General features: G+C 71.3%; 21 protein-coding genes and 1 tRNA gene. 14 read left to right on the top strand and 8 right to left on the bottom strand.

Annotation, left to right across the window (positions count from 1 at the left end; genetic code table 11):
• The first annotated feature begins 309 nt into the window (after positions 1-309).
• Both AC07DC_RS05580 and AC07DC_RS05585 read left to right on the top strand, forming a co-directional pair.
• Entirely contained in the window at positions 310-498 is a 189-nt protein-coding gene (locus AC07DC_RS05580) for a helix-turn-helix domain-containing protein (RefSeq protein ID WP_358793614.1), read from the top strand.
• Positions 498-1781 (top strand): tyrosine-type recombinase/integrase, encoded by a 1284-nt coding sequence (locus AC07DC_RS05585; RefSeq protein WP_478912058.1) that lies wholly within the window; start codon positions 498-500, stop codon positions 1779-1781. The genes AC07DC_RS05580 and AC07DC_RS05585 overlap by 1 nt, the downstream gene beginning before the upstream one ends.
• A gap of 70 nt (positions 1782-1851) precedes the next feature.
• Here AC07DC_RS05585 and AC07DC_RS05590 read toward each other — a convergent pair.
• Positions 1852-1925 (bottom strand) — tRNA-Pro (locus AC07DC_RS05590).
• Positions 1926-2106: 181 nt separating this feature from the next.
• On the opposite strand from AC07DC_RS05590, the gene AC07DC_RS05595 reads away from it, so the two are divergent.
• The 3 genes from AC07DC_RS05595 (at position 2107) to AC07DC_RS05605 (ending at position 4024) form a co-directional block, all read left to right on the top strand.
• A complete protein-coding gene (locus AC07DC_RS05595) occupies positions 2107-2397 on the top strand; it encodes a YiaA/YiaB family inner membrane protein (RefSeq protein WP_283470400.1) in 291 nt (96 codons plus the stop codon).
• A gap of 78 nt (positions 2398-2475) precedes the next feature.
• Positions 2476-3321: a DUF1206 domain-containing protein gene (locus AC07DC_RS05600; protein ID WP_478912060.1), complete on the top strand. Its 846-nt coding sequence runs from the start codon at positions 2476-2478 to the stop codon at positions 3319-3321.
• 241 nt (positions 3322-3562) lie between these two features.
• Entirely contained in the window at positions 3563-4024 is a 462-nt protein-coding gene (locus AC07DC_RS05605) for a hypothetical protein (protein ID WP_478912062.1), read from the top strand.
• Between the two features lie 82 nt (positions 4025-4106).
• On the opposite strand, the gene AC07DC_RS05610 is transcribed toward AC07DC_RS05605, so the two are convergent.
• Both AC07DC_RS05610 and AC07DC_RS05615 read right to left on the bottom strand, forming a co-directional pair.
• Positions 4107-4721, bottom strand: coding sequence for a hypothetical protein (locus AC07DC_RS05610; RefSeq protein ID WP_478912064.1), 615 nt, complete (start codon positions 4719-4721; stop codon positions 4107-4109).
• Positions 4722-4803: 82 nt separating this feature from the next.
• Positions 4804-6066 (bottom strand): Gfo/Idh/MocA family protein, encoded by a 1263-nt coding sequence (locus tag AC07DC_RS05615; protein ID WP_478912066.1) that lies wholly within the window; start codon positions 6064-6066, stop codon positions 4804-4806.
• Positions 6067-6452: 386 nt separating this feature from the next.
• Here AC07DC_RS05615 and AC07DC_RS05620 point away from each other — a divergent pair, with 386 nt between their 5' ends.
• The 3 genes from AC07DC_RS05620 to AC07DC_RS05630 all read left to right on the top strand — a co-directional run bounded on the left by AC07DC_RS05620 (position 6453) and on the right by AC07DC_RS05630 (position 12208).
• The gene (locus AC07DC_RS05620) at positions 6453-8444 is read left to right on the top strand and encodes a DUF2264 domain-containing protein (RefSeq protein ID WP_478912068.1); all 1992 of its coding nucleotides are present in this window, start codon (positions 6453-6455) and stop codon (positions 8442-8444) included.
• A 192-nt stretch (positions 8445-8636) separates the two neighbouring features.
• A complete protein-coding gene (locus AC07DC_RS05625) occupies positions 8637-11606 on the top strand; it encodes a glycoside hydrolase family 2 TIM barrel-domain containing protein (RefSeq protein ID WP_478912070.1) in 2970 nt (989 codons plus the stop codon).
• Positions 11603-12208 carry a GNAT family N-acetyltransferase gene (locus AC07DC_RS05630; RefSeq protein ID WP_478912072.1) on the top strand — a complete coding sequence of 202 codons (606 nt, stop codon included), beginning with the start codon at positions 11603-11605 and terminating at the stop codon, positions 12206-12208. The genes AC07DC_RS05625 and AC07DC_RS05630 overlap by 4 nt, the downstream gene beginning before the upstream one ends.
• Here AC07DC_RS05630 and AC07DC_RS05635 read toward each other — a convergent pair.
• The 4 genes from AC07DC_RS05635 to AC07DC_RS05650 all read right to left on the bottom strand — a co-directional run bounded on the left by AC07DC_RS05635 (position 12184) and on the right by AC07DC_RS05650 (position 15723).
• A complete protein-coding gene (locus AC07DC_RS05635) occupies positions 12184-13461 on the bottom strand; it encodes an MBL fold metallo-hydrolase (RefSeq protein ID WP_478912074.1) in 1278 nt (425 codons plus the stop codon). The two genes, AC07DC_RS05630 and AC07DC_RS05635, sit on opposite strands and share 25 nt — an antisense overlap.
• Positions 13462-13515: 54 nt before the next feature.
• Positions 13516-14061, bottom strand: a complete 546-nt coding sequence (locus tag AC07DC_RS05640) for a hypothetical protein (RefSeq protein WP_478912076.1) — start codon at positions 14059-14061, stop codon at positions 13516-13518.
• A 67-nt stretch (positions 14062-14128) separates the two neighbouring features.
• Positions 14129-14872 carry a helix-turn-helix transcriptional regulator gene (locus tag AC07DC_RS05645; protein ID WP_478912077.1) on the bottom strand — a complete coding sequence of 248 codons (744 nt, stop codon included), beginning with the start codon at positions 14870-14872 and terminating at the stop codon, positions 14129-14131.
• Positions 14869-15723 carry a GNAT family N-acetyltransferase gene (locus tag AC07DC_RS05650; protein WP_478912079.1) on the bottom strand — a complete coding sequence of 285 codons (855 nt, stop codon included), beginning with the start codon at positions 15721-15723 and terminating at the stop codon, positions 14869-14871. The genes AC07DC_RS05645 and AC07DC_RS05650 overlap by 4 nt, the downstream gene beginning before the upstream one ends.
• Before the next feature lie 314 nt (positions 15724-16037).
• Between AC07DC_RS05650 and AC07DC_RS05655 the strand changes: the two genes are divergently transcribed.
• From AC07DC_RS05655 to AC07DC_RS05680, 6 genes are all read left to right on the top strand, one after another.
• Positions 16038-16811, top strand: a complete 774-nt coding sequence (locus AC07DC_RS05655) for a GntR family transcriptional regulator (protein WP_478912081.1) — start codon at positions 16038-16040, stop codon at positions 16809-16811.
• A gap of 123 nt (positions 16812-16934) precedes the next feature.
• Positions 16935-17162, top strand: a complete 228-nt coding sequence (locus AC07DC_RS05660) for a 4Fe-4S dicluster domain-containing protein (RefSeq protein WP_478912083.1) — start codon at positions 16935-16937, stop codon at positions 17160-17162.
• A gap of 26 nt (positions 17163-17188) precedes the next feature.
• Positions 17189-18640, top strand: coding sequence for an ABC transporter substrate-binding protein (locus tag AC07DC_RS05665; protein WP_478912085.1), 1452 nt, complete (start codon positions 17189-17191; stop codon positions 18638-18640).
• A complete protein-coding gene (locus tag AC07DC_RS05670) occupies positions 18637-19611 on the top strand; it encodes an ABC transporter permease (protein ID WP_478912087.1) in 975 nt (324 codons plus the stop codon). Before AC07DC_RS05665 ends, AC07DC_RS05670 begins: the two co-directional genes overlap by 4 nt.
• A 16-nt stretch (positions 19612-19627) precedes the next feature.
• Positions 19628-20422, top strand: a complete 795-nt coding sequence (locus tag AC07DC_RS05675; RefSeq protein WP_478912088.1) for an ABC transporter ATP-binding protein — start codon at positions 19628-19630, stop codon at positions 20420-20422.
• A gap of 69 nt (positions 20423-20491) precedes the next feature.
• The gene (locus AC07DC_RS05680) at positions 20492-23236 is read left to right on the top strand and encodes a fumarate reductase/succinate dehydrogenase flavoprotein subunit (RefSeq protein WP_478912089.1); all 2745 of its coding nucleotides are present in this window, start codon (positions 20492-20494) and stop codon (positions 23234-23236) included.
• Between the two features lie 19 nt (positions 23237-23255).
• Here the strand turns inward: AC07DC_RS05680 and AC07DC_RS05685 are convergent, their stop codons facing one another.
• Positions 23256-25277, bottom strand: coding sequence for a M3 family metallopeptidase (locus tag AC07DC_RS05685; RefSeq protein WP_478912091.1), 2022 nt, complete (start codon positions 25275-25277; stop codon positions 23256-23258).
• Positions 25278-25351: the final 74 nt, after the last annotated feature.

Consider the following 25351-nt stretch of genomic DNA (forward strand, 5'->3'; position numbering starts at 1 on the left):
CGTCACCCCGCGTCACCCGCGTCACCGGTGACAGACACCACCCCTACCGGTGACACACCCCGCACTGCCTGCGTCACTCAATAACCGCAGGCCAGACGCCCAAATGACGCAGGTGACGCAGTGACGCAGAAATCCCCACCTCGGACAGGCGCAACGCCCTCGCGCACGCATAACGCTCACTTCGCCAAGGAGTTGCACCATGGCCCGCCCCAAGATGCTCAAACTCCCCGAAGTCCTCGCCGAGATCGACATGGGCGGCAAACCGCACGACCGGTTGATCCGCTACATGACCGGCCCCAGGAGGACACGGTGACCACCGCCCCGCCGCAAGCCCTGACCGTCCCCGAGGTCATGGACAAGCTCCGCATCAGCCGCAGCAAGGTCTACGACCTGTTCCGCGCCCGTGAACTCCCCAGCTTTACCGTCGGCCGATGCCGGCGCGTAGCTGAGACGGCTCTTGCCACGTACATGCAGCACCGAATCGAGGAGAACGACTGATGGCCAAGCGCCGCGCCAACGGTGAGGGCACCATCACGAAACGGAAGGACGGCCGTTACCAGGCCGCCGCCTATGTCTACCGCCCGGACGGAACGCGAGTGAGGAAGTTCGCGTACGGCAAGACCCGTACCGAAGTCGCGGAGAAGCTCACCGCGATGCAGGAGCAGACGCGGAACGGCATTCCCGCCGCCACGTCGGCGATGCCGCTGACGGATTACCTGACCTACTGGCTGGACGCCGTGGCAGCCGTCCGACTCAAGCCGTCCACGCTGATGAGCTACGAGGTCATGGCCCGTGTCTACATCGAACCGAAGCTCGGCCGGAAGAAGCTCAACCGCCTCTCCCCCGCCGACATCCGGTTGTTCCTGATCGAGTTCAAGAACGGTTGCCTGTGCTGCTTGCGGGGACTGGACGCCGCTCGGCCGGATGAGGACCGGACGTGTTGCGCAGTCGGGAAGTGCTGCCGGCGCCGACCGTCCGCCCGCACCGTCCAGTACGCACACTCCGTGCTCCGCTCGGCCTTGCAGCAGGCCGTCCGCGAAGAACTGATCACCCGCAACGTCGCGCGGATCGTGGAAACGCCCACGGTGCCGCGGGAGGAGGTACGCCCGTTGGACCGGACGGAAGCAAAGATGCTGCTCAAGTCAGCGAAAGATCATCGGCTCTACGCCCTGTGGCTGCTGCTGGTCTCGACTGGCTTACGCCGCGGCGAGGTACTCGCGCTCACCTGGGCCGACATCGACATGGAGCGCGGACAGTTCCGCGTGCGCCGGAACCTCCAGCGGATCAAAAAGGAACTGCTCTTCGGCACGCCGAAGACGGCACGCTCCCTGCGGACGATCTCGCTGCCCAAAGGCTGTGCGACGGCGCTCACGGCGCACCGCGCGATCCAGCAGGCAGAGCGCGCCGTAGCCGGTCAACGGTGGGCCCCGCTCGCTTCGCAGCCGGCCGGGCTCATCTTCGCCACGTCCACGGGTCGGCCAACCGACCCACGCAGCCTGAACCGGATGCTGACCGTGTTGTGCCGAGACGCGAAGGTTCGCCGCATTCGCGTTCACGACCTCCGGCACACGTGCGCGTCGCTGCTGCTGGCGCAGGGGGTGGACGCTCGCACGATCATGGAGACCCTGGGGCACAGCACCATCACGATGACCCTGGATACCTACGCGCACGTCATGGACTCGACCCTAAAAGCCGCCGCTGATCGCATGGACGATGCGTTGGGGCTGGACGAAGGGGAGGAAGGAGAAGACGGTGCGGCGGGGGTGCCGGCGGTCGTCTGACGGCCGCGTTGATGTCAGCCGTTGATGCAGAAAGCCCTCTGGGATAATCCCAGAGGGCTTCTGAGCACCGTCGGGACGACAGGATTTGAACCTGCGACCCCTTGACCCCCAGTCAAGTGCGCTACCAAGCTGCGCCACGTCCCGGTGCTCGGTCGTTCTGGGGTTGTTTCCCCGGGCTGACCGCGCATGAGAACAATACCGCACTTGGGGCGGTGCCTGCTCACGCCTTTGGGTCGGCGGGGCGATCTTGGTGGGGAGGGGGGTGGGGGGAAGTTTGAGTAGGTGTACTCATGTGGCGTGGGCCACAGTTGTCCAGGCTGGGGGTATGACGAATCCGATTCATCAGCAGACGACGGCGGCGTACTACGCGCAGGCTGCGATCTCGTTCGGGATCGCCCTGGGGAGCATGGCGCTGGGGGTGGCGTATCTACCGGTGGGGGCGTGGGTGCGGGCGTTCTTGGGGGTGGGGTTGCTGTATCTGGTGACCTCCGCGTTCACGCTGGCGAAGTGCGTGCGGGACCGGCAGGAGGTGGGGCAGGTGGTGAGCCGGGTGGATCAGGCGCGGCTGGACAAGCTGCTCGCGGAGCATGATCCGTTCCGGGTGGACGGGGTCTGAGGCCGGGCCGCTGGGGTCCGGTGGCCGTTTCCGGGGTGGGGGCCGGGGCAGACGCCCGTTCGACGAGGGAGGTCGGGCGTGGATGCTTCGATACAGCGGTCCGGGAGTGCGGGCCGAGCCACGGTGGGTGGTAGTGCCGTCGAGTGGGCGGCGCGGTGGGGGATCGCCACGCGTGGCGTGATCTACCTGTTGGTCGGCGCGCTGGCGATCCAGGTCGCCCGTGGCGGGAACGGCAAGCAGGCCGACCGTGGTGGCGCCGTGGAGCAGATTGCCGGGCAGCCGTTCGGCAAGGTCCTGGTGTGGGTGGTCGGGCTCGGGCTCGTGGGTATGGCGCTGTGGCGGCTGTCCGAAGCGCTCTTCGGCGCCGCCGGGCCCGACGGGGACAAGACGTCGAAGCGGCTCGCCTCGGGCGGACGGTTCGTGTTCTACGGGCTGGCCGCGTATTCGGTGATCGCTTTCGCGCTGGCGAAGACGGCCGCCGAAGGCGCCAGCCAGGGTGGGTCGAGCGACAAGCAGTCCAAGGACTGGACGGCGAAGGTGCTGGACCTGCCCCTGGGCCAGTGGCTGGTGGGGATCGTCGGGGTGGCGCTCGCCGCGGCCGGGCTGTGGATCGTGGTCCGGGCCGGGCAGCGGAAGTTCCGCAAGCACCTGAAGATGGGCGAGATGTCCCGGCGGACCCGTCAGGTGGTCGAGTTCCTCGGGGTGAGCGGCGGGGTCTGCCGGGGCGTCGTCTTCGCCACGGTCGGCGGGTTCGCCGTGGCGGCGGCCGTGAAGTACGACCCGGACCAGGCCAAGGGGCTCGACGACACCCTGCGGTCCTTCCGGGAGACGCCGGCCGGGCCGTGGCTCCTGGTGGCGATCGCGGTGGGGCTGGCTCTCTTCGGCGCGTTCTCGTTCGCCATGGCCCGCTGGCGCAAGCTCTGACCTGCTGAAATGGGCCCTGACCTGCGGTGATGGGCATCGTGGCGCGTGGGTTCGATCCGGTGCGGAGCTGCCGCGCCGGATCGTTTCTAAGTTCGTCGCTTCTTTGCGGAGTACCTCTCGTGGCTGACGGCCGTCAGTCTCAAGAGGGGGGTTCCAACCGTTCTCGCGGGCGATCCCGTGGCGGTTCACGGCGGCCAGGATGGGCAGGAAGAGCCCGTCGCCCAAGGAAGGACCCCTCCGCATGCCCTCCAGGAAGCCCGTCGTCGTCGGACTCGCCGTCGGTGGCCTCGGCCTCGTCGTGGCGGCGGCGCTCACCGTGCCGCAGGTTGTGGACTGGTACCAGGGACGGCACCTGGTGGAGGCCGGCTACTCGTCGGGCAGCGAGGCGAAGAAGGCCCGCGACTCCGTGCCGCGCTGGCTGCCGGACGAGGCGACGGCCGTGAAGTACCGGATGTCGACCACGGGCGGCGACCGGCTGCTGAAGGCGACGCTGCCCGACGGGAAGCTGCCGGCTGGATGCCGGCCGGGCGCGGGCAGCGGGCGCGCTCACCTCAAGGCGGACTGGTTCCCGAAGGGGACGGACAAGCAGGGGACCGCGGCATGCGGGGCCTACAACGCGGTGCTCAAGGGCACGGATCTGTACGCCTGGCAGGATCACGCCGATTGGGTGAAGGCGAACCAGGAGGGCTCCGACGCACCTTAGGTCGGGAGGGAGCGTTCCTGATTGCGACGGTTTCTGCTGTTTTCCGGGCCCGGGCCTTGGCCTAGCCTCTAGCCCGGCATCCTCAGGGCGTTTCGCGGGGGGCCGGGACCGCGGTGCTTCCCGGTTCCGGCAGCGCCTTCGTATCCGGGGCGGGCGGCGGTTCCGGGGCCGGCGGGCGGACGTCGTCGCCGGTCTGCGGGCCGGCCGGGTCCGTCGGACGGGCCCGCGTGCGGTTCGCGCGGCGGACGGCGTCATCGGCGCTGTTCAGGGCGCCGAGCGAGCCGAAGTAGAAGCCGGCGACGGTGGCGAGCACCGTCATCAGCGACGTGACGATGGTCTTGCGCAGGTCGCCGGAGTCACCTCCCGAGGACAGCATCGCGACGGCGAGAGCGAAGCTGATGAGGGCGAGGATCAGTACGGCGATGATGCTGCGGGTCAGACCGCGCACACCACGCGGTTCGCGCAGGTCCCGCAGCAGCTCGCGGACGTCGCTGCTCGTGGCCGCCTGGCCGATCAGTTCGTCGGTGACCTGCTGACGCCATGCGGTGGCCCGGCGGACGTCGATGATCAGAGGCAGCACCGCGATCACGGCGATGATGACGACCACCACGGCGATGAGCACGAAGGCCCACGGCCCCTTCAGACCCGGAAGCGGTTCGCCCGCGGCGAGCCCCGCTCCGCCCGCAAGTCCGTTCATCCGCATACCCGTTGCTCCCATACCCACCGTGACCGGACCCGTACTCCTGGTTCCCGGTGGGGGATGATCCCAGCGGCGGCCGTCAATCGTCAAGCGCAGCAAGGGGGTTGGGGCGCCGAGGCTGGTGCGCGGCGAAGTAGCCGGCCAGGTCGGCGGCGAGTGGCAGGACGGTGCGCGGGGTGCCGCCGTCGCGGAGCGAGGCGGTGGCCTGGGCGCCTGCGGCGACGGCCATGCGGGCGGCGACGGGTGATGTGTCGGTGGGTCCGCCGTCGCGGGCGAAGCGCAGGAACTCGTCGATGAGGAGCGGGTCGGCGCCGCCGTGGAAGGCGTTGTCCTGGAGATCGGGGACGGGATGGACGGCGTCCGCCTCCGGACGGTGGCCGGAGCGGCGCGAGTTCCAGACCTTCACCACACCTCCGGGCCCGTCACCGAAGTTCTCCAGGCGGCCGGCATCACCGATGACGGTGTAGTTGCGCCAGTAATCGGGGGTGAAGTGGCACTGCTGGTAGGCGGCGAGGACGCCGTTGTCGAGGCGCAGATTGACGAGTGAGACGTCCTCGACGTCGATCACGGGGTTGAGGTTGCGCTGGGAGCGCGGGGGCCAGTTGTCGTCGTCGAGCCAGTCGGTGGCCTTGGGCTCACCGGGGGCGCGGCGGTCGGCGTCCGGTGCGCCGTAGACCATGAGGTCGCCGAGCGCCTGGATCTGCCGGGTGTAGCCGCCGGCGAGCCAGTGCAGGACGTCCAGGTCGTGCGCGGCCTTCTGCAGCAGCAGACCGGTGGTGTACTGGCGCTCGGCGTGCCAGTCCTTGAAGTAGAAGTCGCCGCCGTGACCCACGAAGTGCCGTACCCAGACGGTCTTGACCTCGCCGATGTCCCCGCGGGTGATGAGGTCGCGCATGAGCCGGATGACGGGCATGTGGCGCATGTTGTGGCCGACGTAGAGGCGGGTGCCGGTCTCGTACGCCGTACGCAGGATCTCGTCGCAGCGCTCGACGGTGATGTCCAGCGGCTTCTCGACGAACACGGGCTTGCCCGCGCGCAGCGCCTGGCAGGCGAGGTCGGCGTGGGTGTGGTCGGGAGTGAGGACGAGGACGGCGTCGATGTCCGCGGAGCCGAGGATCGTACGGTGATCGTCGGTGACCGCAGCGCCCGGGAAGCGGGCTGCCGCCTCGGCGCGGACGGCGGGGTCGAGGTCGGCGATGGCGGTGACCCGCGCTCCGGCGCCGGGGCGGTGCGCGGTCTCGGCGAGGGTGCCGCGCAGGCCGAATCCGATGACGCCGATGCGGAGGTCGGCCGCGTGGGTGGGCGGCGGGTTGTCGGCCGGTCGCGCGTCGGTTGTACGCAAGGCCGTTGTACGCGCGGCCGTTGTCCGCGCGGCCGTTGCACGCGAGGCCGCCGTCCTCGATGCAGCGGCACTCGAGGCTGTAGCCGAATCGGTCACGGGCGGTCCCTTCGGAAGGAGCCCGGCGGGAGCTGGGCATGGCAGGGGGCGACGGGCTGCGGTAAGCGGGAGCGGACATGGGGGCAGGAGGCGGAACGGGGCCAGCGCCAGCTGGCACCCGGCACCCGCGGGCCAGCGCCAGCTGGCACCTGGCACCCGCACCGCGCACCCCACACCCCGCACCGGACCGGACCGGACCGGACCGGACCGGAATCCAGCGTCAACAAAAGGCTTGGCCTCAACCTAGTAACCGCTTACCATCTCGGTCAACACCTCACCGCGGAGCTGATGTGACCTTGCCGCCCTTCCTCACGCTGCCCCCCACCGACCGCGTGCAATCGCCACGCACCGGCTGGACCCGCGCGCACTGGGAGGCGGTGGCCGACCGGATGCTCGACGGGCTCGTGCCGTACGCCTCCCCCGGCTTCGCCCAGTACCGGCTGCCGGGCCGCAACAGCTGGTCCGGGGTGGTGTCCGACGGACTGGAGGGCTATGCGCGCTCCTTCCTGCTGGCCGCGTTCCGGATCGCGGGGGCCGGCGGCGAGGTGGACGCCCGGCTCATCGAGCGGTACGCCGCCGGGCTCGCGGCCGGTACCGATCCGGACAGCGGCGAGGCGTGGCCCGCGCTGACCGACTGCTCGCAGCAGATGGTCGAGGCGGCGTCGGTGGCGATCGCGCTGCACGAGACGCGCCCGTGGATCTGGGACCGGCTCGACGGACGGGTCCAGGCACGGGTGGTCGACTGGTTCTCCGGCTTTGTCGGGCACCGCACCTACGACAACAACTGGCGGCTCTTCCAGGTGGTGTCCGAGCAGTTCCTGGCCTCGGTGGGCGCGCCGTTCAGCCAGTCCGACATCGACGGCGGGCTGGACCGTATCGAGGACTGGTACGTCGGCGACGGCTGGTACACGGACGGCGACGGTCGCAACTTCGACTACTACATCGGCTGGGCAATGCATCTGTACCCGCTGCTGTGGGCGCGGATCGCGGGTGAGCCGGACGGGGAGCGCGCCAAGATCTACAAGGAACGGCTGTCCCAGTTCCTGGCCACCTACCCGCACTTCTTCAGCGGCGACGGCGCCCCGGTCCACCAGGGACGTTCACTGACGTACCGCTTCGCCGCCGTCGCCCCCGTGTGGATGGGCGCGCTCACCGACGCGACCCCGCTGGAGCCGGGGGTGACGCGGCGGCTCGCCTCCGGCGTGCTGCGGCACTTCGTGGAGCGCGGGGTGCCCGACGAGCGCGGGCTGCTGTCGCTCGGCTGGCGCGAGCCGTTCCTTCCCACCACCCAGGGGTATTCGGGCCCCGGGTCGCCGTACTGGGCGAGCAAGGGCTTCCTCGGGCTGCTGCTGCCCGCCGACCACCCGGTGTGGACCGACCGGGAGCTCGCGCTCCCGGTCGAGGAGGACGACCAGTACGTCGCGCTGCCCGCGCCCGGCTGGCTGCTGCACGGCACGAAGCACGACGGGATCGTCCGGCTCGTCAACCACGGCAGCGACCACTACGGCATCGAACCGGCGGTCGGCACGGACGACGCTCACTACGCCCAACTCGGTTACACCACCCACACCGCGCCGAACGCCGCCCCGCACGCCTGGCAGCACCGCGTCGACAGCCACCTCGCGCTGGTCGCCGCCGACGGCACACCCTCACGGCGCGGACGCATCCACCCGCTGACGGCGACGGGCCGGACCGCATCGTCCTGGCACACCGCCACCCTCCCCGAGCATGAAGGCGTCCAAGCCGCTGACGGATCCGGACCCGCGGGGTACCGGATCGAGACGACGAGCGTCCTGCACGGGCCGTGGGAGGTGCGGGTGCACCGCGTCGAGGCACCGGCCGGAGTGACGGTCCGGGAGGGCGGTTACGCGGTCGCGGGAGCAGAGTTGCCGCGCGGTGAGAGCGGCCCGGGGTGGGCGGTGGCCCGTAACGCCGACGGTCTCTCCAGCGCTCTGGTCGGCCTGTACGGATGGGACGAGGACAGCGACGGGATCGCCTCGGTACACCGAGAGGTGGAGGCGAACGCGTTCGGTCCGCACTCGGCCGCCCCTTGCCTGAGCTCCGGCCCGCACCCCGGCGGGAGCAGCGTGCACGTCACCCTCGTCGCGCTGGCGGGCGACACGGTCCACCCGCGGGCGCTGCGCAAGGCGATCACTGTCACGGTCCTCGACGGCGCTGCGGACACAAACGCCAAAGCCAAAGCCAGCGCCAGCAGCACCGGACCCGGAACCGGAACCAGTGTGCGCATCACGTTCCCCGACGGAACGCTGCTCACGGTCTGACCGCCCGACCCTCCCTACCGCCCAACCCGCCGATTTCACGATCGGCGTCCGCCGCAACCGATCGAGGGGCAGGCTGGTCCTGTGCCCTCGATCGCCGGGCACAACGGACCCACTGCCCCGGGTCGTGAATGTCCGTTGTCATTGATGTCGATGTGTCGACGTCCGGTGTCGTCCAGGTGAGGAGCAACTCCCATGCACGAGGCGCTGCGCCCCGCGGCTGTCCCCTACTACGAGGACCCCTCCCCCGGCAGTGGCGCGTTGCCGCCGCGCGCCTGGTGGAGTACGTCGGACGCGCGGTACGTGAGCCTGAACGGTGCCTGGCGGTTCCGGCTGTCGGACACCGCCGACGCGCACGGCGACGAGTTCGCGCGGCCGGAGTTCGACGCCACCCGCTGGGACCTGCTGCCGGTGCCCGCGCACTGGCCGCTGCAGGGACACGGTTCGCCCGCGTACACCAACGTGGTGTATCCGTTCCCCGTCGACCCGCCGCGGGTTCCGACGGAGAACCCGACGGGCGACCACCGCCGCTCCTTCGATCTGCCGGACGACTGGCCCGGCGGGGCGGCGCTGTTGCGCTTCGACGGGGTGGAGTCGTGCGCGCGGGTGTGGCTCAACGGTGCCGAGCTGGGCACGTTCAAGGGCAGTCGGCTGCCGGTGGAGTTCGAGGTCGGGGAACTGTTGCGGCCGCGCGGGAACGTGCTGGCGGTACGCGTCCACCAGTGGTCGTCCGGCAGCTACCTGGAGGACCAGGACATGTGGTGGCTCCCGGGGATCTTCCGGGAGGTGACGCTGATCGAGCGGCCGGAGGGATCGGTCGCGGACTTCTTCGTACATGCCGACTACGACCACACCACCGGCGCCGGAACGCTGCGCGTCGACTGCGAGCCCGCCGGCAGCGTCAGCGTGCCGGAGCTGGGCCTGGACCTGGCAACCGGGGAGAGCGCGACCCTACCCGTCGAGCCGTGGTCCGCCGAGATACCGCGGCTGTACGACGCGGAACTGGCCACCGAAGGCGAACGGATCCCGCTCAGGATCGGCTTCCGGACGGTGGCCGTCGAGGACGGTTTGCTCAAGGTCAACGGCCGCCGGATCCTCTTCCGCGGCGTCAACCGGCACGAGTTCCACCCCGACCACGGCCGGGTGCTGGATCTGGAGACGATGCGGCAGGACCTGCTGCTGATGAAGCGGCACAACATCAACGCCGTCCGCACCAGCCACTATCCGCCGCATCCGGCCTTCCTCGATCTCTGCGACGAGCTGGGGATGTGGATCGTCGACGAGTGCGATCTGGAGACCCACGGCTTCGAAGTGATCGGCTGGCGCGGCAATCCGGTCGACGACGAGCGCTGGACGCCGGCGCTGCTGGACCGGGCCGCGCGCATGGTCGAGCGCGACAAGAACCACCCTGCCGTCGTGATGTGGTCGCTCGGCAACGAATGCGGGACCGGGCGGGGGCTGTCGGCGATGGCGTCGTGGATCCGCGACCGCGATCCGGACCGTCCGATCCACTACGAGGGCGATCTGTCCTGCGCGGACACCGATGTGTACTCGCGGATGTACGCCGACCACGCCGAGGTCGCCCTCATCGGACAGCGCGCCGAACTAACCCTCCCCGACACCGAGTTGGATGCGAAGCGGCGCGCTCTGCCGTTCATCCTGTGCGAGTACGCGCACGCCATGGGCAACGGTCCGGGCGGGCTGAGCGAGTACCAGCGGCTCTTCGAGACGTACGAGCGCTGCCAGGGCGGTTTCGTCTGGGAGTGGATCGACCACGGGCTGCGGCAGCGCACCCGCACCGGGGTGGAGTTCTTCGCCTACGGCGGCGACTTCGGCGAGGAACTGCACGACGGCAACTTCGTCTGCGACGGCCTGGTCTTCCCCGACCGCACTCCGTCGCCCGGTCTGATCGAGTACAAGAAGGTCATCGAGCCGGTCAGGATCGACGGGGACGGCACGACCGGCGTCGTCCGGATCGCGAACGGGTACGACTTCGCCGATCTGTCGTCGCTGTCCTTCCGCTGGACGTACGAAGTGGAAGGCGAGGCGGTCGCCTCCGGCGATCTGGACGTCCCGGCGCTGGCACCTGGCGCGGCCGTCGAACTGAAGCTGCCGCAGACACCCGGCGGCGGATCCGGCAGCGCCCTCACCGGCGAGGCCTGGTGGACGGTGCGGGCGGCGCTTGCCGACGACACGGGCTGGGCCCCGGCCGGACACGAGGTGGCCTGGGGCCAGTTCGCCGCGCCGGCACAGGCGACTCCGGCCGAGCCCGCACCGAACGCCGTCCCCAACACCAACCCAATCATCGCGCTGAAGGCACCACGCCGCGCCGAGGGTGGTGTCGTGCTGCTCGGGCCCGGCACGTTCGACGCCGCCACGGGAGCGCTCAAGTACCTGGACCACATCCAGATCGCCGGACCGCCGCGGCTGGACGTGTGGCGCGCTCCGACCGACAACGACGCCGGTTCCGGCCGGCATCCGGAGATCCAGCTGGACCGGCGGTGGCGGGCGGCCGGCCTGCACCGGATGCGGCACCGGATCGAAGGGGTCACGGTCGGCGCCGACGCGCTGACCGTCACCTCCCGGGTGGCGCCGGCGGCCGGGGACCTCGGTCTCGTCACCGTCTTCACCTGGACCGCGACCGGCGCGCGCCTGCGGCTCACCGTCGACGTCACCCCGGAGGGCGACTGGACCGTCCCGCTGCCGCGGATCGGACTGCGGCTGGGTATCTGCGGCAGCCTCGGCAGCGTCGAGTGGTTCGGCGGCGGTCCCGGTGAGGCGTATCCGGACACCCGGGCCGCCTCCCGGATCGGGCGGTACACGAGCACGGTCGACGCGTTGCAGACCCCATACGTCCGGCCGCAGGAGAACGGCGCGCGGGCCGATGTCCGCTGGGCGCGGCTGCGCCGCGAGGACGGGCAGGGGCTGCTGATCACCGGCGACCCGGACTTCTGGTTCACCGCGCGGCGCTGGACCGCAGAGCAACTCGACGCGGCCGAGCACACCTACGACCTTGCGGCGTCCGAGACGATCTGGCTCAATCTGGACCACGGGCAGCAGGGCATCGGCAGCGGCTCCTGCGGGCCGGGGGCCCTGCCGCAGCACTGGCTCACCGCTGCCCCGGCGACCTTCTCGTTCACCTTCGGCGCCCTGGAGACCACATGATCCGCCCCTACCGGCCCGCGGACCTGCCCGCGCTGTACGACATCTGCGTCCGCACCGCCCAGGAGGGCGAGGACGCGCGACCGTACTATCCCGACCACGATCTGCTGGGGACGATCTTCGCGGCGCCGTACGCGCGGTTGGAGCCGGAGCTGGCCTTCGTAGTGGACGACGGGCAGGGCCGGGCGGTCGGCTACATCCTGGGGACGGCCGACACTGCCGCCTTCGTGAAACGATTCCGCTCCGAATGGCTGCCGGAAGTGGCGGACCGCTACCCGGAGCCGACGAGCCCGGCCGAGACCACCCCGCACGACACGATGATCGCCCTGCTCCACCAGCCCGAGCGGATGCTCGTTCCCGAGCTGGCGCCGTATCCGGCACACCTTCACATCGATCTGCTCCCCGGGTACCAGGGGGCGGGGCACGGACGGGCGCTGATGGAGACGTTCCTCGGGGCGCTGGCCGCGGGCGGCGTCCCGGCGGTGCATCTGGGGATGGTCACGGCGAACGTCCGGGCCCGGTACTTCTACGACCGCATGGGCTTCCATGAGATCGCGGTACCGGACCCGGGACCGCTCACCTACCTGGGACTCGCCACCTCGTAGTCCTCGGCACCATCAGCACCGTCCGTTCCGTCAGCACCGTTCGTTCCGTCTGTCCCGGCGGCATCACCGGTTTCCATGGCCACGGGCGCCACGTCGGACGCGGCGATGGCTTGCGCCTCGACCTCGGGTGCGGGCGCCGCGTACTGCGGCCAGCCGCCCGCCGGCGGCACGGCGATGGCGCGCCACCACCAGTCGTCGGGGAGGTCGGCCGAGGGCTCGAAAGGCGCGCCGGGGCGCGGGGAGGCGAGCTTCGCGCCCAACTCCTTGGCCGCCGCGAGCGTGCCCTCCGCGGGATCCGCCCACGGGTGCGGGGCGAGGTTGAACGTGCCCCAGTGGATCGGCAGCATCGCGCCGTGAGGCGTGCCGCCGGACAGGTCCACGTGCGCCCGCATGCCTTCCTCGGGTGTCATGTGGATGTCCGGCCAGAACTCGCTGTAGGCGCCGATCTGGATCATCGTCGCGTCGAACGGGCCGTGCTGCGCGCCGATCTCCGCGAAGCCGGGGAAGTACCCCGTGTCGCCGCTGTGGTAGATCCGGTGGTCGCCGTCGGTCACCACCCAGGAGGCCCACAGCGTCTGCTGGCGGCCGCGCAGGCCGCGGCCGCAGAAGTGCCGGGCCGGGGTCGCGGTCAGCGTCAGGCCGCCCACCTCGGTCGACTCGTTCCAGTCCAGTTCGTGCAGCCGCGCGGGGTCGATGCCCCAGTACTCCAGGTGGGCGCCGACGCCGAGCGGAACGGCGAAGACGGTGTCCGTGCCGACCAGCGCCCGGATCGTGGGCATGTCGAGGTGGTCGTAGTGGTCGTGCGAGATGACCACCACGTCCACCGTGCCGAGCGACTTCAACGGGACCGGCACCGGGTGAACCCGCTTCGGCCCGGCGAAGGCGAACGGCGAGCAGCGGTCGCCCCACACCGGGTCGAAGAGCACCCGCCGGCCGCCGATCTCGGCCAGCACCGTCGAGTGGCCCATCCACGTCAGCCGCAGCCCGGACGCCGGCGGCACCGCCAGATCGGCGAGCGTCGTCGGGTGCACCGGCACCGGGGCCGCGGGCTTGCGCAGTGCCCGCGCCTCCTTGCGCATGTTGCCGGGCAGCGCCTTGAGCATGCCCCCGCTGGGCGTGGTGCGGGCGCCCACGGGGTTCTGGAAGGCGCCGTCGGCGTAGTTGGGTGACGCGAGGATCCGCTCCAGTCGCGCGCCGACCGGGTCGGCGCCGAAAGCAGCAGGTCGCAGTGCGGTGAGGCGGGAACCGGTCACGGCACCTCCAGCATGGGGGCGGTCAGTCGATGTCACCCTGGCAATTCTGCCTTGTCACTCGTCCGTCCCGAAGCGGCGGCTCCCGCCCACCGACCACACATCGGTGATCAGGCCCTCGCTCACGGCCAGAATGTCGATACCGCTCACCGTGATCTCACCCGCGCCGGCCGGGTCGGGACGGGTCGCTGACCAGCGGCAGCAGACCTGGCCGGACATACCGTCACCGGCATCGGCGATATCGGCACCGGCGGTATCGGCGTCGGCGGTATCGGCGTCGGCGGTAGCGGCGTCGGCGGCGATGTCCACCAGCGGAACGCCGTGCATGCGGTAGACCAGTCCCGGCTTGGCGCGGCGATGGGCGACGACGAACGGGACCAGGCCGCCGGGGCCGCACAGGGCGTCGGTGTCCGCCTCCGGGTTGGCGTTGCCGAAGTGGATACGGAAACCGGGGGTGAGGATGCGCTCGGCGATGCCGACGTCGCCGTTCCACATCCCCGTCCAGTCCTGGAACAGCTCGATACCGAGCTGACGGTGTTCGGAGCCGGTGATGCCGGTGGTGCTGACGGAGCTGGTGGTGCTGGTGTGCAGGTCGACGGTCATGTCGGTGCCTTCCTTCTCGGTGTGAACACCATCTTCGAAGGGGTCGGCGACACCGTCCTGTCGGTGTTTACGAAGTGCCGCCGGACTTTCCCCGACCGCCGGTGTTCACCAGGTCGGCGAAGCCTTCGAGACCGATCAGTTCCCAGCCCAGACTGTCCAGCTCGGCGCGGTCGATCCGGCGCGGCGGCGCCGTCTCGTCCAGCGCCCGCACCGTCCGGATCCGGTCGAGCCGGAAGCCGCGTACCGCTCCGCGCAGCCGGCACCAGGCGATGAGATACCACTGCTCGCTGCCGAGGAACCCGAGCGGCTCCACCAGCCGCTCGCTGGCCACCCCCTCCCGGTCCTCGTACGCGAGCCGCAGTACGCGGCGGCTGGCGAGCGCGTCTTGCAGGACGTGCGGGACGGTGGCGCGCCGTTCGTCCCGGGCCAGTACGTGCACGCGCTCGGCGAACTCCCCCGTCGCGGCCCGCTCGCGGGCCGGCATGACAGCCAGCACCTTCTGCAGCGCGCTGCGCGCCGCTCCGGCGAAGGGCGTGCCGTCCAGAGCGTGCAGGCCCACCGCGAGGGCGGTCGCCTCGGCGGGGGTGATGGTCAGCGGCGGGAGCGTCTGCTCCTTGTCCAGGACGTACCCGCCGGTGCGGCCCGGTTCCGCGTAGATGGCCACCCCGGACTGCTGCAGCGCGCTCAGATCGCGTTCGATGGTGCGGCTGCTCACCTCGAAGCGCTGCGCGAGCCACCTCGCGCTGCGCGGGCGCGGCGCGACCGCGCGCAACTCCTCGACAAGGGCGTACAGCCGGTCGGTTCGGTTCACAGGGCCGGACTGTAGGTCAGCGAGACATGGTCCTGCACCGGCAGGTACCCCAGGCGCCGGTAGAGGGCATTGCTGGTGGGGTTGGCGAGGTCGGTGAAGAGCAGCACCTCGTCCGCTCCCGCGTCGCGAGCCGCCCGGCTGACCGCGGCGGTCACCCCGGCCGCGTAGCCCCGGCCCCGGTGCCCCGGCGGGGTGTAGACGGCGACGACACGGACCATTCCCGCGAGCGGACGGGTGGTTCCGGCCATGGACACGGGAACGCCGTCGACCTCCCACACCGTGACGCCGCCATGGCTGAGGCGGTCCTCGACGAACGTGGCCGCGTTCAGGCCCTGCTCCTCGATCTCGCGGGCGAACGCGTCGTACCACTCCACCAACAGCTCCCGGTCGCGCGTACCGGCGGTTCTGGCGCGGCCGGCCGGGGCGGGCTCCGGCGGCGCCAGCTCTCCGAGCCGGAACAACCGCAGGTTCTTGTCGACCTCGGCCGCCACTCCGGTACGGGACCGCCAGGCATCGGCGAAGGCCGCGGCCGTATCCCGTTCCCCTCGGACACCGGTCAGCGCGCGCCCCATCTTGTCCCACACGCCCGCCAGCTCCGCCAGCGCCTCCGGCGGCCCCTGCGTCAGGAGCGGCGGCAGCGGCGTGGTCTGCAGGAAGGCGGCGGCGACGCTCCCGCCGGCATCCTGCCACCAGCCGAACAGCGGTGGGGTGTCCCCGTACGCGTCGAGGCCGCGGTGGCGCAGCCCTTCGGTGACGGTGATCAGTACGGTGTTCTCCACCGCGCGTTCCCGAAGGAAGCCGCCCGCGGCGGTCCGGAACGCGTCCAGGTCGTGTGTCGTGTGCCAGCCCATGGCCCATCCTGTCCCGCGCGCCACCGTTCGCGCACCACGTTTTCGCTCCGCGGCGGGGCCGGCCGTGGACGGCGCCGGACAGCTCCGGACAGCGCTGGGAAGCAGGCGGTCCTTCGTTCGCACCAAGTGGCAGATCTTCCGATCCGGACGTCAAACGTGCAGGTCAGAGCCGTTCACATGGGCTGATTGGTGGCGCAACACAACGGCAACACCACTTCCGCCCGACCCTCGGTATGGTCCCTGGGAACGCGGCGCAACGGCGCCGCGGCCTCCGCACCGCAGACCTCAGCCCCAGACCCAGACCGGAGAGCCCGATGCCCGCCGAGCGCACCCGTGAGCACACCGCACCGGTGGCCGCCGCGCGACGCCGCCGGTTGCGGGCGGACCGGGCCCGGCAACTCGCCGACCTGCTGCGGCGGCAGGTGCTGCTGCAGGGGTTTCCGGCCGGACTGCTGCCGCACGAGGACGCGCTCGGCGCCGACTACGGCGTCTCCCGCAACACCGTCCGCCAGGCGCTCGACCTGCTGCGCGCCGAGCAGTTGGTGGAACGGGTGCCGGGCGTCGGCACCGTCGTGGTCGGCGCGAAGTACCCGCACGGCCTGGACCGGCTGATGGGCCTGGCGGAGACGCTGCACGAGCACGGGCGGGTCACCAACGAGGTCCGCACGATGGCACCGGTCCCGGCGCCCGCGCCCGTCGCCGAACGGCTGCGCCTTGAGGGCCCGGACACCGACGTGCTGTACATCGAACGGCTGCGGCGGCTCGACGGGCTGCCGCTCTCCCTGGACCTGACCTACGTCCCGATGGACATCGGCATCGAGCTCCTCACCGCGGACCTGGAGAACACCGACGTCTTCCGGCTGCTCGAGGAGATCACCGGACAGCCGCTCGGCACCGCCGAGATCACCTTGGAGGCCGTCAGCGCCGACGCGCACTCCGCCGCCGTACTGCAGTCCCCGCGCGGCGCCGCCGTGCTGATGCTGGAACGGCTCACCCATCTCTCCGACGGCCGCCCGGTGGACCTGGAGTTCATCCGGTTCCGCGGCGACCGCATCACGATGCGCGGACTGCTGCACCGCTCCGTCTGACCGCCCCCGCGCCCGCCACCCGACCCCTCCCCGCGCCCCGTTCATCACTCCCTTCTTCCGCCTTCCTTCCGCGTTCCTTCCGCGTTCCTTCCCCCGTTCTTCAGGTCCTACGAGGAGACAGCCATGCCTGTCGTACCCCAGCGCGCCGACGTGCCGGTGACGATCGACGAGTCCAGGTGCATCGACGGCTGCACGCTCTGCGTCGACATGTGCCCGCTCGATTCGCTCGCGATCAACCCGGACACCAACAAGGCCTACATGCACGTGGACGAGTGCTGGTACTGCGGTCCCTGCGCGGCCCGATGCCCCACGGACGCGGTCACCGTCAACATGCCCTACCTGCTGCGATGAGAGGCTCCGCGATGAGAGGTTCTGCGATGACGGGCTTCGCGACGCGCGGACGCGTCCGCACGTATCTGGCCGCCCTGGCCGGCGCCGGGCTGCTGCTGCCGCTGGCCGGCTGCGGCGGGAACGCGGGCGCGGACGGCGGCAAGACCGTCACCGTCACCGTCACCGTCGGCTACCAGTCCAAGACGATCAACACGGTGACTGCGGGGACGCTGCTGCGTTCGCTGGGGTACTTCGAGCGCGCGCTCGGTGAGCTCGGCAAGCGCGACGGTGTGACGTACAAGGTCGACTGGCAGGACTACGCGACCGGCGCCCCGATCACCGCGCAGATGATGGCGCGGAAGGTCGACATCGGTTCGATGGGCGACTATCCGCTGCTGATCAACGCGGCACGCGGCAAGCAGATGAAGGCGCCGACCAAGCTGGTCTCCGTCACCGGGTACAACCTGCGCGGCGGCCTCAACATGGTGGTCACCAAGCCGGATTCGACCCTGTCCTCACTGGCGGACCTGCGCGGGAAGAAGGTCTCCACGAGCGTGGGGTCCGCCGCCGACGGCACGCTCGTGCGGGCGCTGCAGAAAGCCGGCATCGACGCGGACAAGGATCTGCACAAGCTCAACCAGCAGCCCGCCGTGGGCGCGTCCGCCCTGCAGTCCGGCGGCGCCGACGCGCTGTCGCAGTTCGTCGCCTGGCCGGGTCTGCTGGTCTTCCAGGGCAAGGCGAAGCCGCTGTACGACGGCGCGGCGCTGGATGTGCCGACACTGCACGGTGTGACGGTGCGCGCGGCGTTCGCCGACCAACGTCCCGCCGTCGTCGACGCGTTCCTCTCCGCGCAGCTCCAGGCCACCCAGTACCTGCACGAACACCCGCTCGCGGCCGCGCAGCAGGTGGCGAAGGCGACCGGGCTGCCGCCCGAGGTCGTCTACCTCTACAACGGCGCCGGCGGTATCGCCACCTTCGACCCGACGCTGAAGCCGCGGCTGCTGGACGCGCTGAAGCAGGACGTGCCCGTGCTCACCTCTGCCAAGCTCGTCGACGCGGTCGACGTGGACGCCTTCACCGACGACCGCTATCTGAAGCGGGTCTACGGCGCCGGGTACGCCAAGTCCCTGGCGTCCACCGCCAATCCGGCGCCGGTCACCGGCACCGACCCGGTGTGCGGGGGTCGGGCGAACGATCCGACGACGGCGAGCGAGAGTTGGCTGTCGGGCGAGGACCGCACGACGGCGTTCACCACTCCGAGTTGCCTGCTGCGGTACGCCAAGCAACACGCGGGGAAGGTGCGGGCCGGCTACGTGCCCGACGCGCTGACCGGCACCCGCTGGTTCGCGGACTCATCGGTCTGGGTCGAGGATCCGGCCGCCGCCCCGGCTGCCCGATTCCAGCCGTTCACCACTCCCGACAACGCCCGCCGCTGGATCGCGAGCCACCCCGGCACCCGGCTCATCAGCTACGACAGCGCGCTGCGGGAGTCGCCATGACGACGGCCTCCTCGACGAACGTGACGACTTCCGCGCCGACGGCCGTCACGACGCGGGTCAGCCATCTGCCGTGGGGGCGCTACTGCGTGCGGGCCGCCTCCCTGGTCGCGTTCCTCGGCCTGTGGCAGCTGCTCACCGCCCGGCGCGTCCATCTGTGGGTGCACTTCGAGCAGTTGCCGACCGTCGTCCAGGTCGGCCGGGAATTCGGCACCCGCCTGACGGGCGGACCGTACTGGCAGGACCTCGGCGACAGCCTGGTGCGAATCGTCACCGGTTTCGCCCTCGCCGCCGTGCTCGGAGTGACGGTCGGTACCGCGATCGCACGGTCGCGGGTCGCCCGCGACATCCTCGGCCCGGTGCTGGAGGTCCTGCGGCCGATCCCGGCGATCGCGCTGGTACCCGTCGCGATCCTGCTGTTCCCCACCAATGAGCAGGGCATCGTCTTCATCACCTTCGCCGCCGCGTTCTTCCCGATCCTGGTCAGCACCCGGCACGCGGTGCGGGCGCTGACCCCGGTATGGGAGGAGGCCGTGCTCACCATGGGCGGCGGCCGGTGGCGGGTGCTCGCACAGGTCGTGCTCCCAGGGGCGCTGCCGGGCATTCTCGGCGGTCTGTCGGTGGGCATCGGGGTGTCCTGGATCTGTGTGATCTCCGCCGAGATGATCTCCGGCGAGTACGGAGTCGGCTACCGCACCTGGCAGGACTACACGGTCGTGGATTACCCGGGCGTGCTGGTCGGGATGGCCACCATCGGCGTCCTGGGGTGGATCACCTCCGCCGCCGTGGAGCTGCTCGGGCGGCGGGTGACGCGCTGGCTTCCGCGGACCGAGTCCGGTGGCCCCGACGCGGCGGGCTACCGGACCCCGGGCACCCGGCGGCGGACGGTCGTGTCCCATCCCACCACCGCGTCGGTGGCCGAGCCCGCGGCTGCGTCCCTGACCGGACCCGCGAGCAAAAAGGTGGACCTGTGACCAGAGAGGTGGACCTGTGACCAGCACCCGCGTCACCTCCGTCAGCGCGCCCTCACCGGCCGCCCCCGCGCCGCCCGGTGTCCGGCTGACGCTCGACGACGCCACGATCGGCCGCTCCGGCAGACCCGTCCTGGCCGGGCTCGACCTGGACATCGCGCCGGGCGAACTGCTCACGGTCGTCGGCCCGTCCGGCTGCGGCAAGTCCACGCTGCTGCGCACGCTCGCGGGTCTGCTGCCCGTACTGGGCGGGCGGGTGGCGCAGGACGGCGTGCCGATCGGCCGGCCGGGCGCCGACCGGGCGCTGGTCTTCCAAGAGGACGGCCTGCTGCCCTGGCGCACGGTCCGCCGGAACGTCGAACTGCCGCTCGCCATACGGCGGGTGGCGCGCGCCGAACGCCGTACCCGGGCCGTCGGCTGGCTCGAGCGCGTCGGGCTCACCGGCCGTGAGCAGGAGCTGCCGCACCGGCTCTCCGGTGGGCAGCGGCAGCGCGTGCAGCTGGCCCGCGCGCTGGCGGGTGAGCCGCGGGCGCTGCTGATGGACGAGCCGTTCGGCGCGCTGGACGCGCAGACCCGGGCCGGGATGCAGCAGTTGCTCGTCGAGGTGCTGCGCTCGTCGCGCGCCACCGTCGTCTTCGTCACGCACGACGTGGACGAGGCGGTGTTTCTCGGCGACCGGATCGCCCTGCTCGGTACGGACGCCGACCGTCCGGTGCGGCTCCTGGACGTCCCGCACCCGCGCGAGCGCGCCGCCCACGGCGAGCCGGGCACCGTCGCACTGCGGCGCGAGGTCCTGCAGTCCCTCGGCACGTGAACCCCGCAAAGCACCTGAACCCGGTAAGCCACCGACTCCGCACCTGAACCGGCATGTGAAAGGCCACCGATGGACATCCCCGCACTCCACGACGCCGAGGAACTCCGCTGCGACGTTCTCGTCATCGGCGGTGGCACGGCCGGCACCATGGCGGCCCTGACCGCCGCCGAGAACGGCGCGTCCGTGCTGCTGCTGGAGAAGGCGCACGTCCGGCACTCGGGCGCGCTGGCGATGGGCATGGACGGCGTCAACAACGCCGTCATCCCGGGCAGTGCGGAACCCGACGACTACGTCGCCGAGATCACCCGCGCCAACGACGGCATCGTCAACCAGGCCACCGTCCGCCAGACCGCGACCCTCGGCTTCGCGATGGTGCAGCGCCTCGAGCGGTACGGCGTGAAGTTCGAGAAGGACGAGCACGGCGAGTACGCGGTCCGGCAGGTGCACCGGTCGGGGAAGTACGTGCTGCCGATGCCCGAGGGCAAGGACGTCAAGAAGGTCCTGTACCGGGTGCTGCGACGGCGCGAGATGCGCGAGCGGATCCGGATCGAGAACCGTGTCATGCCGGTGCGGGTGCTGACGTCCGGCGGCCGGGCGGTGGGGGCCGCCGGATTCAACACCCGCACCGGGCAGTTCGTGACGGTCAGGGCCGGCGCGGTGATCCTGGCGACCGGCGCCTGCGGCCGGCTCGGCCTGCCCGCCAGCGGCTATCTGTACGGCACGTACGAGAACCCGACGAACGCGGGTGACGGCCACGCCATGGCTTACCACGCGGGCGCCGAGCTCAGCGGGATCGAGTGCTTCCAGATCAATCCGCTCATCAAGGACTACAACGGTCCGGCGTGCGCGTATGTCGCCAACCCGTTCGGCGGCTACCAGGTCAACCGGCACGGCGAGCGGTTCGTCGACTCCGACTACTGGTCGGGCCAGATGATGGCCGAGTTCGCCCGCGAGGTCGCCTCGGAACGCGGGCCCGTCTATCTCAAGCTCAGCCACCTGCCGGAGGAGTCCGTGGCCGCGCTGGAGACGATCCTGCACACCACGGAACGGCCGACCCGCGGCACCTTCCACGCCGGGCGCGGCCACGACTACCGCACCCACGACGTGGAGATGCACATCTCCGAGATCGGGCTGTGCGGCGGCCACTCCGCCTCCGGAGTGTGGGTCGACGAGCACGCCCGCACCACCGTCCCCGGGCTGTACGCGGCCGGCGATCTGGCCTGCGTGCCGCACAACTACATGATCGGGGCCTTCGTCTACGGCGATCTGGCCGGCGCCGACGCCGCCACCGGGCACGAGCTCTTCGAAGGTGAGCTGCCGGCCGACCAGCTCCGGGCCGCGCACGAGCTCGTCTACCGTCCGCTGCGCCATCCCGAGGGGCCGCCGCAGCCGCAGGTCGAGTACAAGCTGCGCCGGTTCGTCAACGACTACGTCGCCCCGCCGAAGAGCGGGGCGCGGCTCTCGCTCGCGGTGGAGACGTTCCAGCGGATGCGCGGCGACATCGAGTCGATGGGGGCCCGTACCCCGCACGAGCTGATGCGCTGCGCGGAGGTCTCGTTCATCCGCGACTGCGCGGAGATGGCGGCCCGTTCCTCGCTGGCCCGTACCGAGAGCCGCTGGGGGCTGTACCACGAGCGCACCGACCATCCCGTGCGCGACGACGCCGACTGGCTGCACCACCTCAACCTGCGCAAGGGCGCGCGCGGCGAGATGGAGTTCCTGACCCGGCCGGTCGCCCCGTATCTCGTCCCGGTGGACGGCTTCGAGCCGGACGGCGGACGGGCGGTGCGGGTGATCGGTGAGGTGCACCCGGAGCAGGTGGCCACGGCGGGGCCGCGTGACGTGGCGCCGGTCGGCTCCGGAGCCGCGCCCGCCCGCGCCGGCGGGTCGATCGGCGCGGCTCCGGCGGCCGGCGGCGGGTCGCCCCGGATCCTGGACCTGCTCGCCCTGGCCGAGGGAGAGCCCGGGCTGTCCGACATCGCGCCCTATCTGACGGACGCCGATCCGGCCGTGCGGCGTACCGCCGTCACGACGTTGACCGAGACCTCTCCGGACGGCACCGGGCCGGCGCTGGCCCGCGCGCTGGCCGACCCCGACGCGGGCGTCCGGGAGGCGGCGGCCGCGTCGCTGCTGGAGCTGGTCGAGGTCCTGCCGGCCGCCGAATCGCTGCGAACGCCCCTGGTGGACGCCCTGGCGGTGGCTGATCCGCGGGTCAGAGCAGCCGCGCTGTACGTACTGCGATCACTGCGGCTCGGCGATGCGGCGCTGTTCGGCGGCACGCTCGACGACCCGGACATCGAGGTGCGGATCGAGACCGTCCGCGCCCTGTTGTCGGTCGACGCCGTCGACGTCCTGGCGCGCGCCGCCGCCGACCCCTCCCGCGAAGTGCGGGTGACGGTGGCGAAGGGTCTGGGCACCGCCGACGGAGCGCTGCCCACGCTGAAGGGGCTGATCCAGGACGGAGACCCGCTGGTGCGGGCCGCCGCCCTGGAGGCGCTGGCGGGCGCGGGCTGCCCGCCACCGCTGGACTCCGCCGCCGCGGCCGCCCTCGACGACCCGGCCTGGCAGGTCCGCAGGGGCGCGGCCGCCGCGCTGGGCGCCGCGGACCCCGCGCACGCGCTGCCCGCCCTGCTGGCCGCCGTCCGCGACCCGCACGCCGACGTCCGCAAGGCCGTCGTCCTCGCGCTGCTCCCGCACAGCGACGGCCCGGACCCGGTATCGGACCGGGTACGGGAAGCGCTGGCCGCCGCCGCGAACGACACCGACGCCGACGTACGCGCCTACGCCCGGCGGGCGACGGGAGCGGCCGTCTGAGGGCATCTCCGGGCAGGACCTAGCCCGGCAGCAGTCCCCGGCGCGCCAGCAGCGGTTCGATGCGCGGTTCGCGGCCGCGGAAGTTGCGGTAGGTGGTGAGGGAGTCCACGCTGCCGCCCTTGGAGAGCAGTTCCCGTCGGAAGACATCACCGTTGGCCCGGCGCATGCCGCCGTTCTCCTCGAACCAGTCGACGGTGTCCGCGTCCAGGACCTCGCTCCAGATGTACGAGTAGTAGCCCGCGCTGTAGCCGTTCGAGAAGATGTGGGAGAAGTAGGTCGTGCGGTAGCGCGGCGGGATCGCGGGGACGGCGATGCCGGCCGCCTTGAGCGCCTCGGTCTCGAACGCCTGGGCGTCTCCCGGCTCGCTGCCGGCCCCTATGGTGTGCCAGGCCCAGTCGAGCAGGGCGGCGCCCAGGTACTCGACGGTCCTGAAGCCCTGGCCGAAGGTGTCGGCCTCCGCCATCCGCTCGACGAGTTCGGCGGGCATCGGCTCGCCGGTCTCGTAGTGCTTGGCGTAGTTGGCGAGCACCTCGGGCCGCAGCGCCCACATCTCGTTGACCTGGGACGGGTACTCGACGAAGTCCCTGGGCACCGCGGTCCCGGAGAAGAACGGGTACCGGACGTCGGAGAACAGCCCGTGCAGCGCGTGCCCGAACTCGTGGAAGAGCGTGTTGACCTCGGAGAAGGTCAGAAGCGCCGGCTCACCGGGCGCGGGCTTGGCGATGTTGAGGTTGTTCACCACGACCGGGCGGGTGCCGAGCAGTCCCGACTGGCCGACCAGCGCGTTCATCCAGGCCCCGCCGCGCTTGGAGCTGCGCGCGAAGAGGTCGGCGAGGTAGAGGCCCAGCGGTGTGCCGTCCTCCTCGGAGACCTCGAAGACCCGGACGTCGGGGTGGTAGCCGGTGAGGTCGGTGCGTTCGGCGAAGCGCAGCCCGTAGACCTGCGTCGCGGCGAAGAACACGCCGTCGTGCAGGACCCGGTCCGCCTCGAAGTAGGGGCGCATGACGGCGGCGTCGAAGTCGTACCGCTCCTTGCGCACCTGCTGCGAGCGGTACGCCCAGTCCCAGGCCTCGATGGGGCCGGTGTCGCTCACCTCGGCCAGCGCGGCAGCCTCCCGCTCGGCCATGGCGACGGCCGGCGGGACGAGCCGGTCCAGCATGCCGGTGACGGCTTCGGTGGTCAGCGCCGTCTGGTCGGCGACGACGTACGCGGCGTGGCTGTCGTAGCCGAGCAGCGCGGCCCGCTCGGCGCGGAGCGTCGCCAGCCGGACGACGAGCTCGCTGTTGCTGCTCGCGCCGCGGGCCAGCGAGCGCTCCAGGAGCCGCTCGCGCACCTCGCGGTTGTCGAGCGAGGCGAGTTCCGACTGGTTGGAGAAGTTCTTCAGGCTGATGACGTACTTGCCGTCGTGGCCGCGGGCCCGGCCGTTCTCCGCGGCGGCCGAGATCGCGTCGGCCGAGAGCCCGACGAGGTCCTCCGGGCTGTCCAGCACCAGGGCGGCGGCGCTGGTGTCGTCGAAGACGTTCTGCTGGAAGGAGGTGGCGGCGGAGGCGAGTTCGGCGTTCAACTCGCGCAGCCGCTGCTGGTCCTCGGGGGAGAGCTGGGCGCCGGCCCGCAGGAAGGTGGTGTGGTACCGCTCCAGCAGCCGCAACGACTCGGCGTCCAGAGCGAGTTCCGCGCGGCTGTCGTGGAGCGACGCGACGCGGGCGAACAGCCCGGCGTCGAGGTGGATCGCGTCGCTGTGCGCGGCGAGCCGCGGATTGAGCTGCGCTTCCAGTTCCTGCACGGCCGGGTTGGTGTCGGCCGAGGACTGGTTGAAGAAGACGTTTCTCACGCGCCGCAGCAGGGCGCCGCTGCGTTCCAGAGCCACGATGGTGTTCTCGAAAGTGGGCGGCTCCTGGCTGCCCGCCACCGCCGCGACCTCTTCCAGCTGCTCCGCGAGGCCTCGCTCGAACGCCGGCAGGTAGTGCTCGTCGCGGATCTCCGCGAACGGCGGCAGCTCGTAGGGAAGGGGGCTCGCGCTGAAGAATGGGTTCGTCGTCACCCGATCGACCCTACGCCGCACCCCTGCTCCCCCCGAGGACGAGGGGGATCGTCCGGACATCCCTGTCAGGCACA

The sequence above is a fragment of the Streptomyces sp. NPDC045021 genome (genome assembly GCF_056432645.1).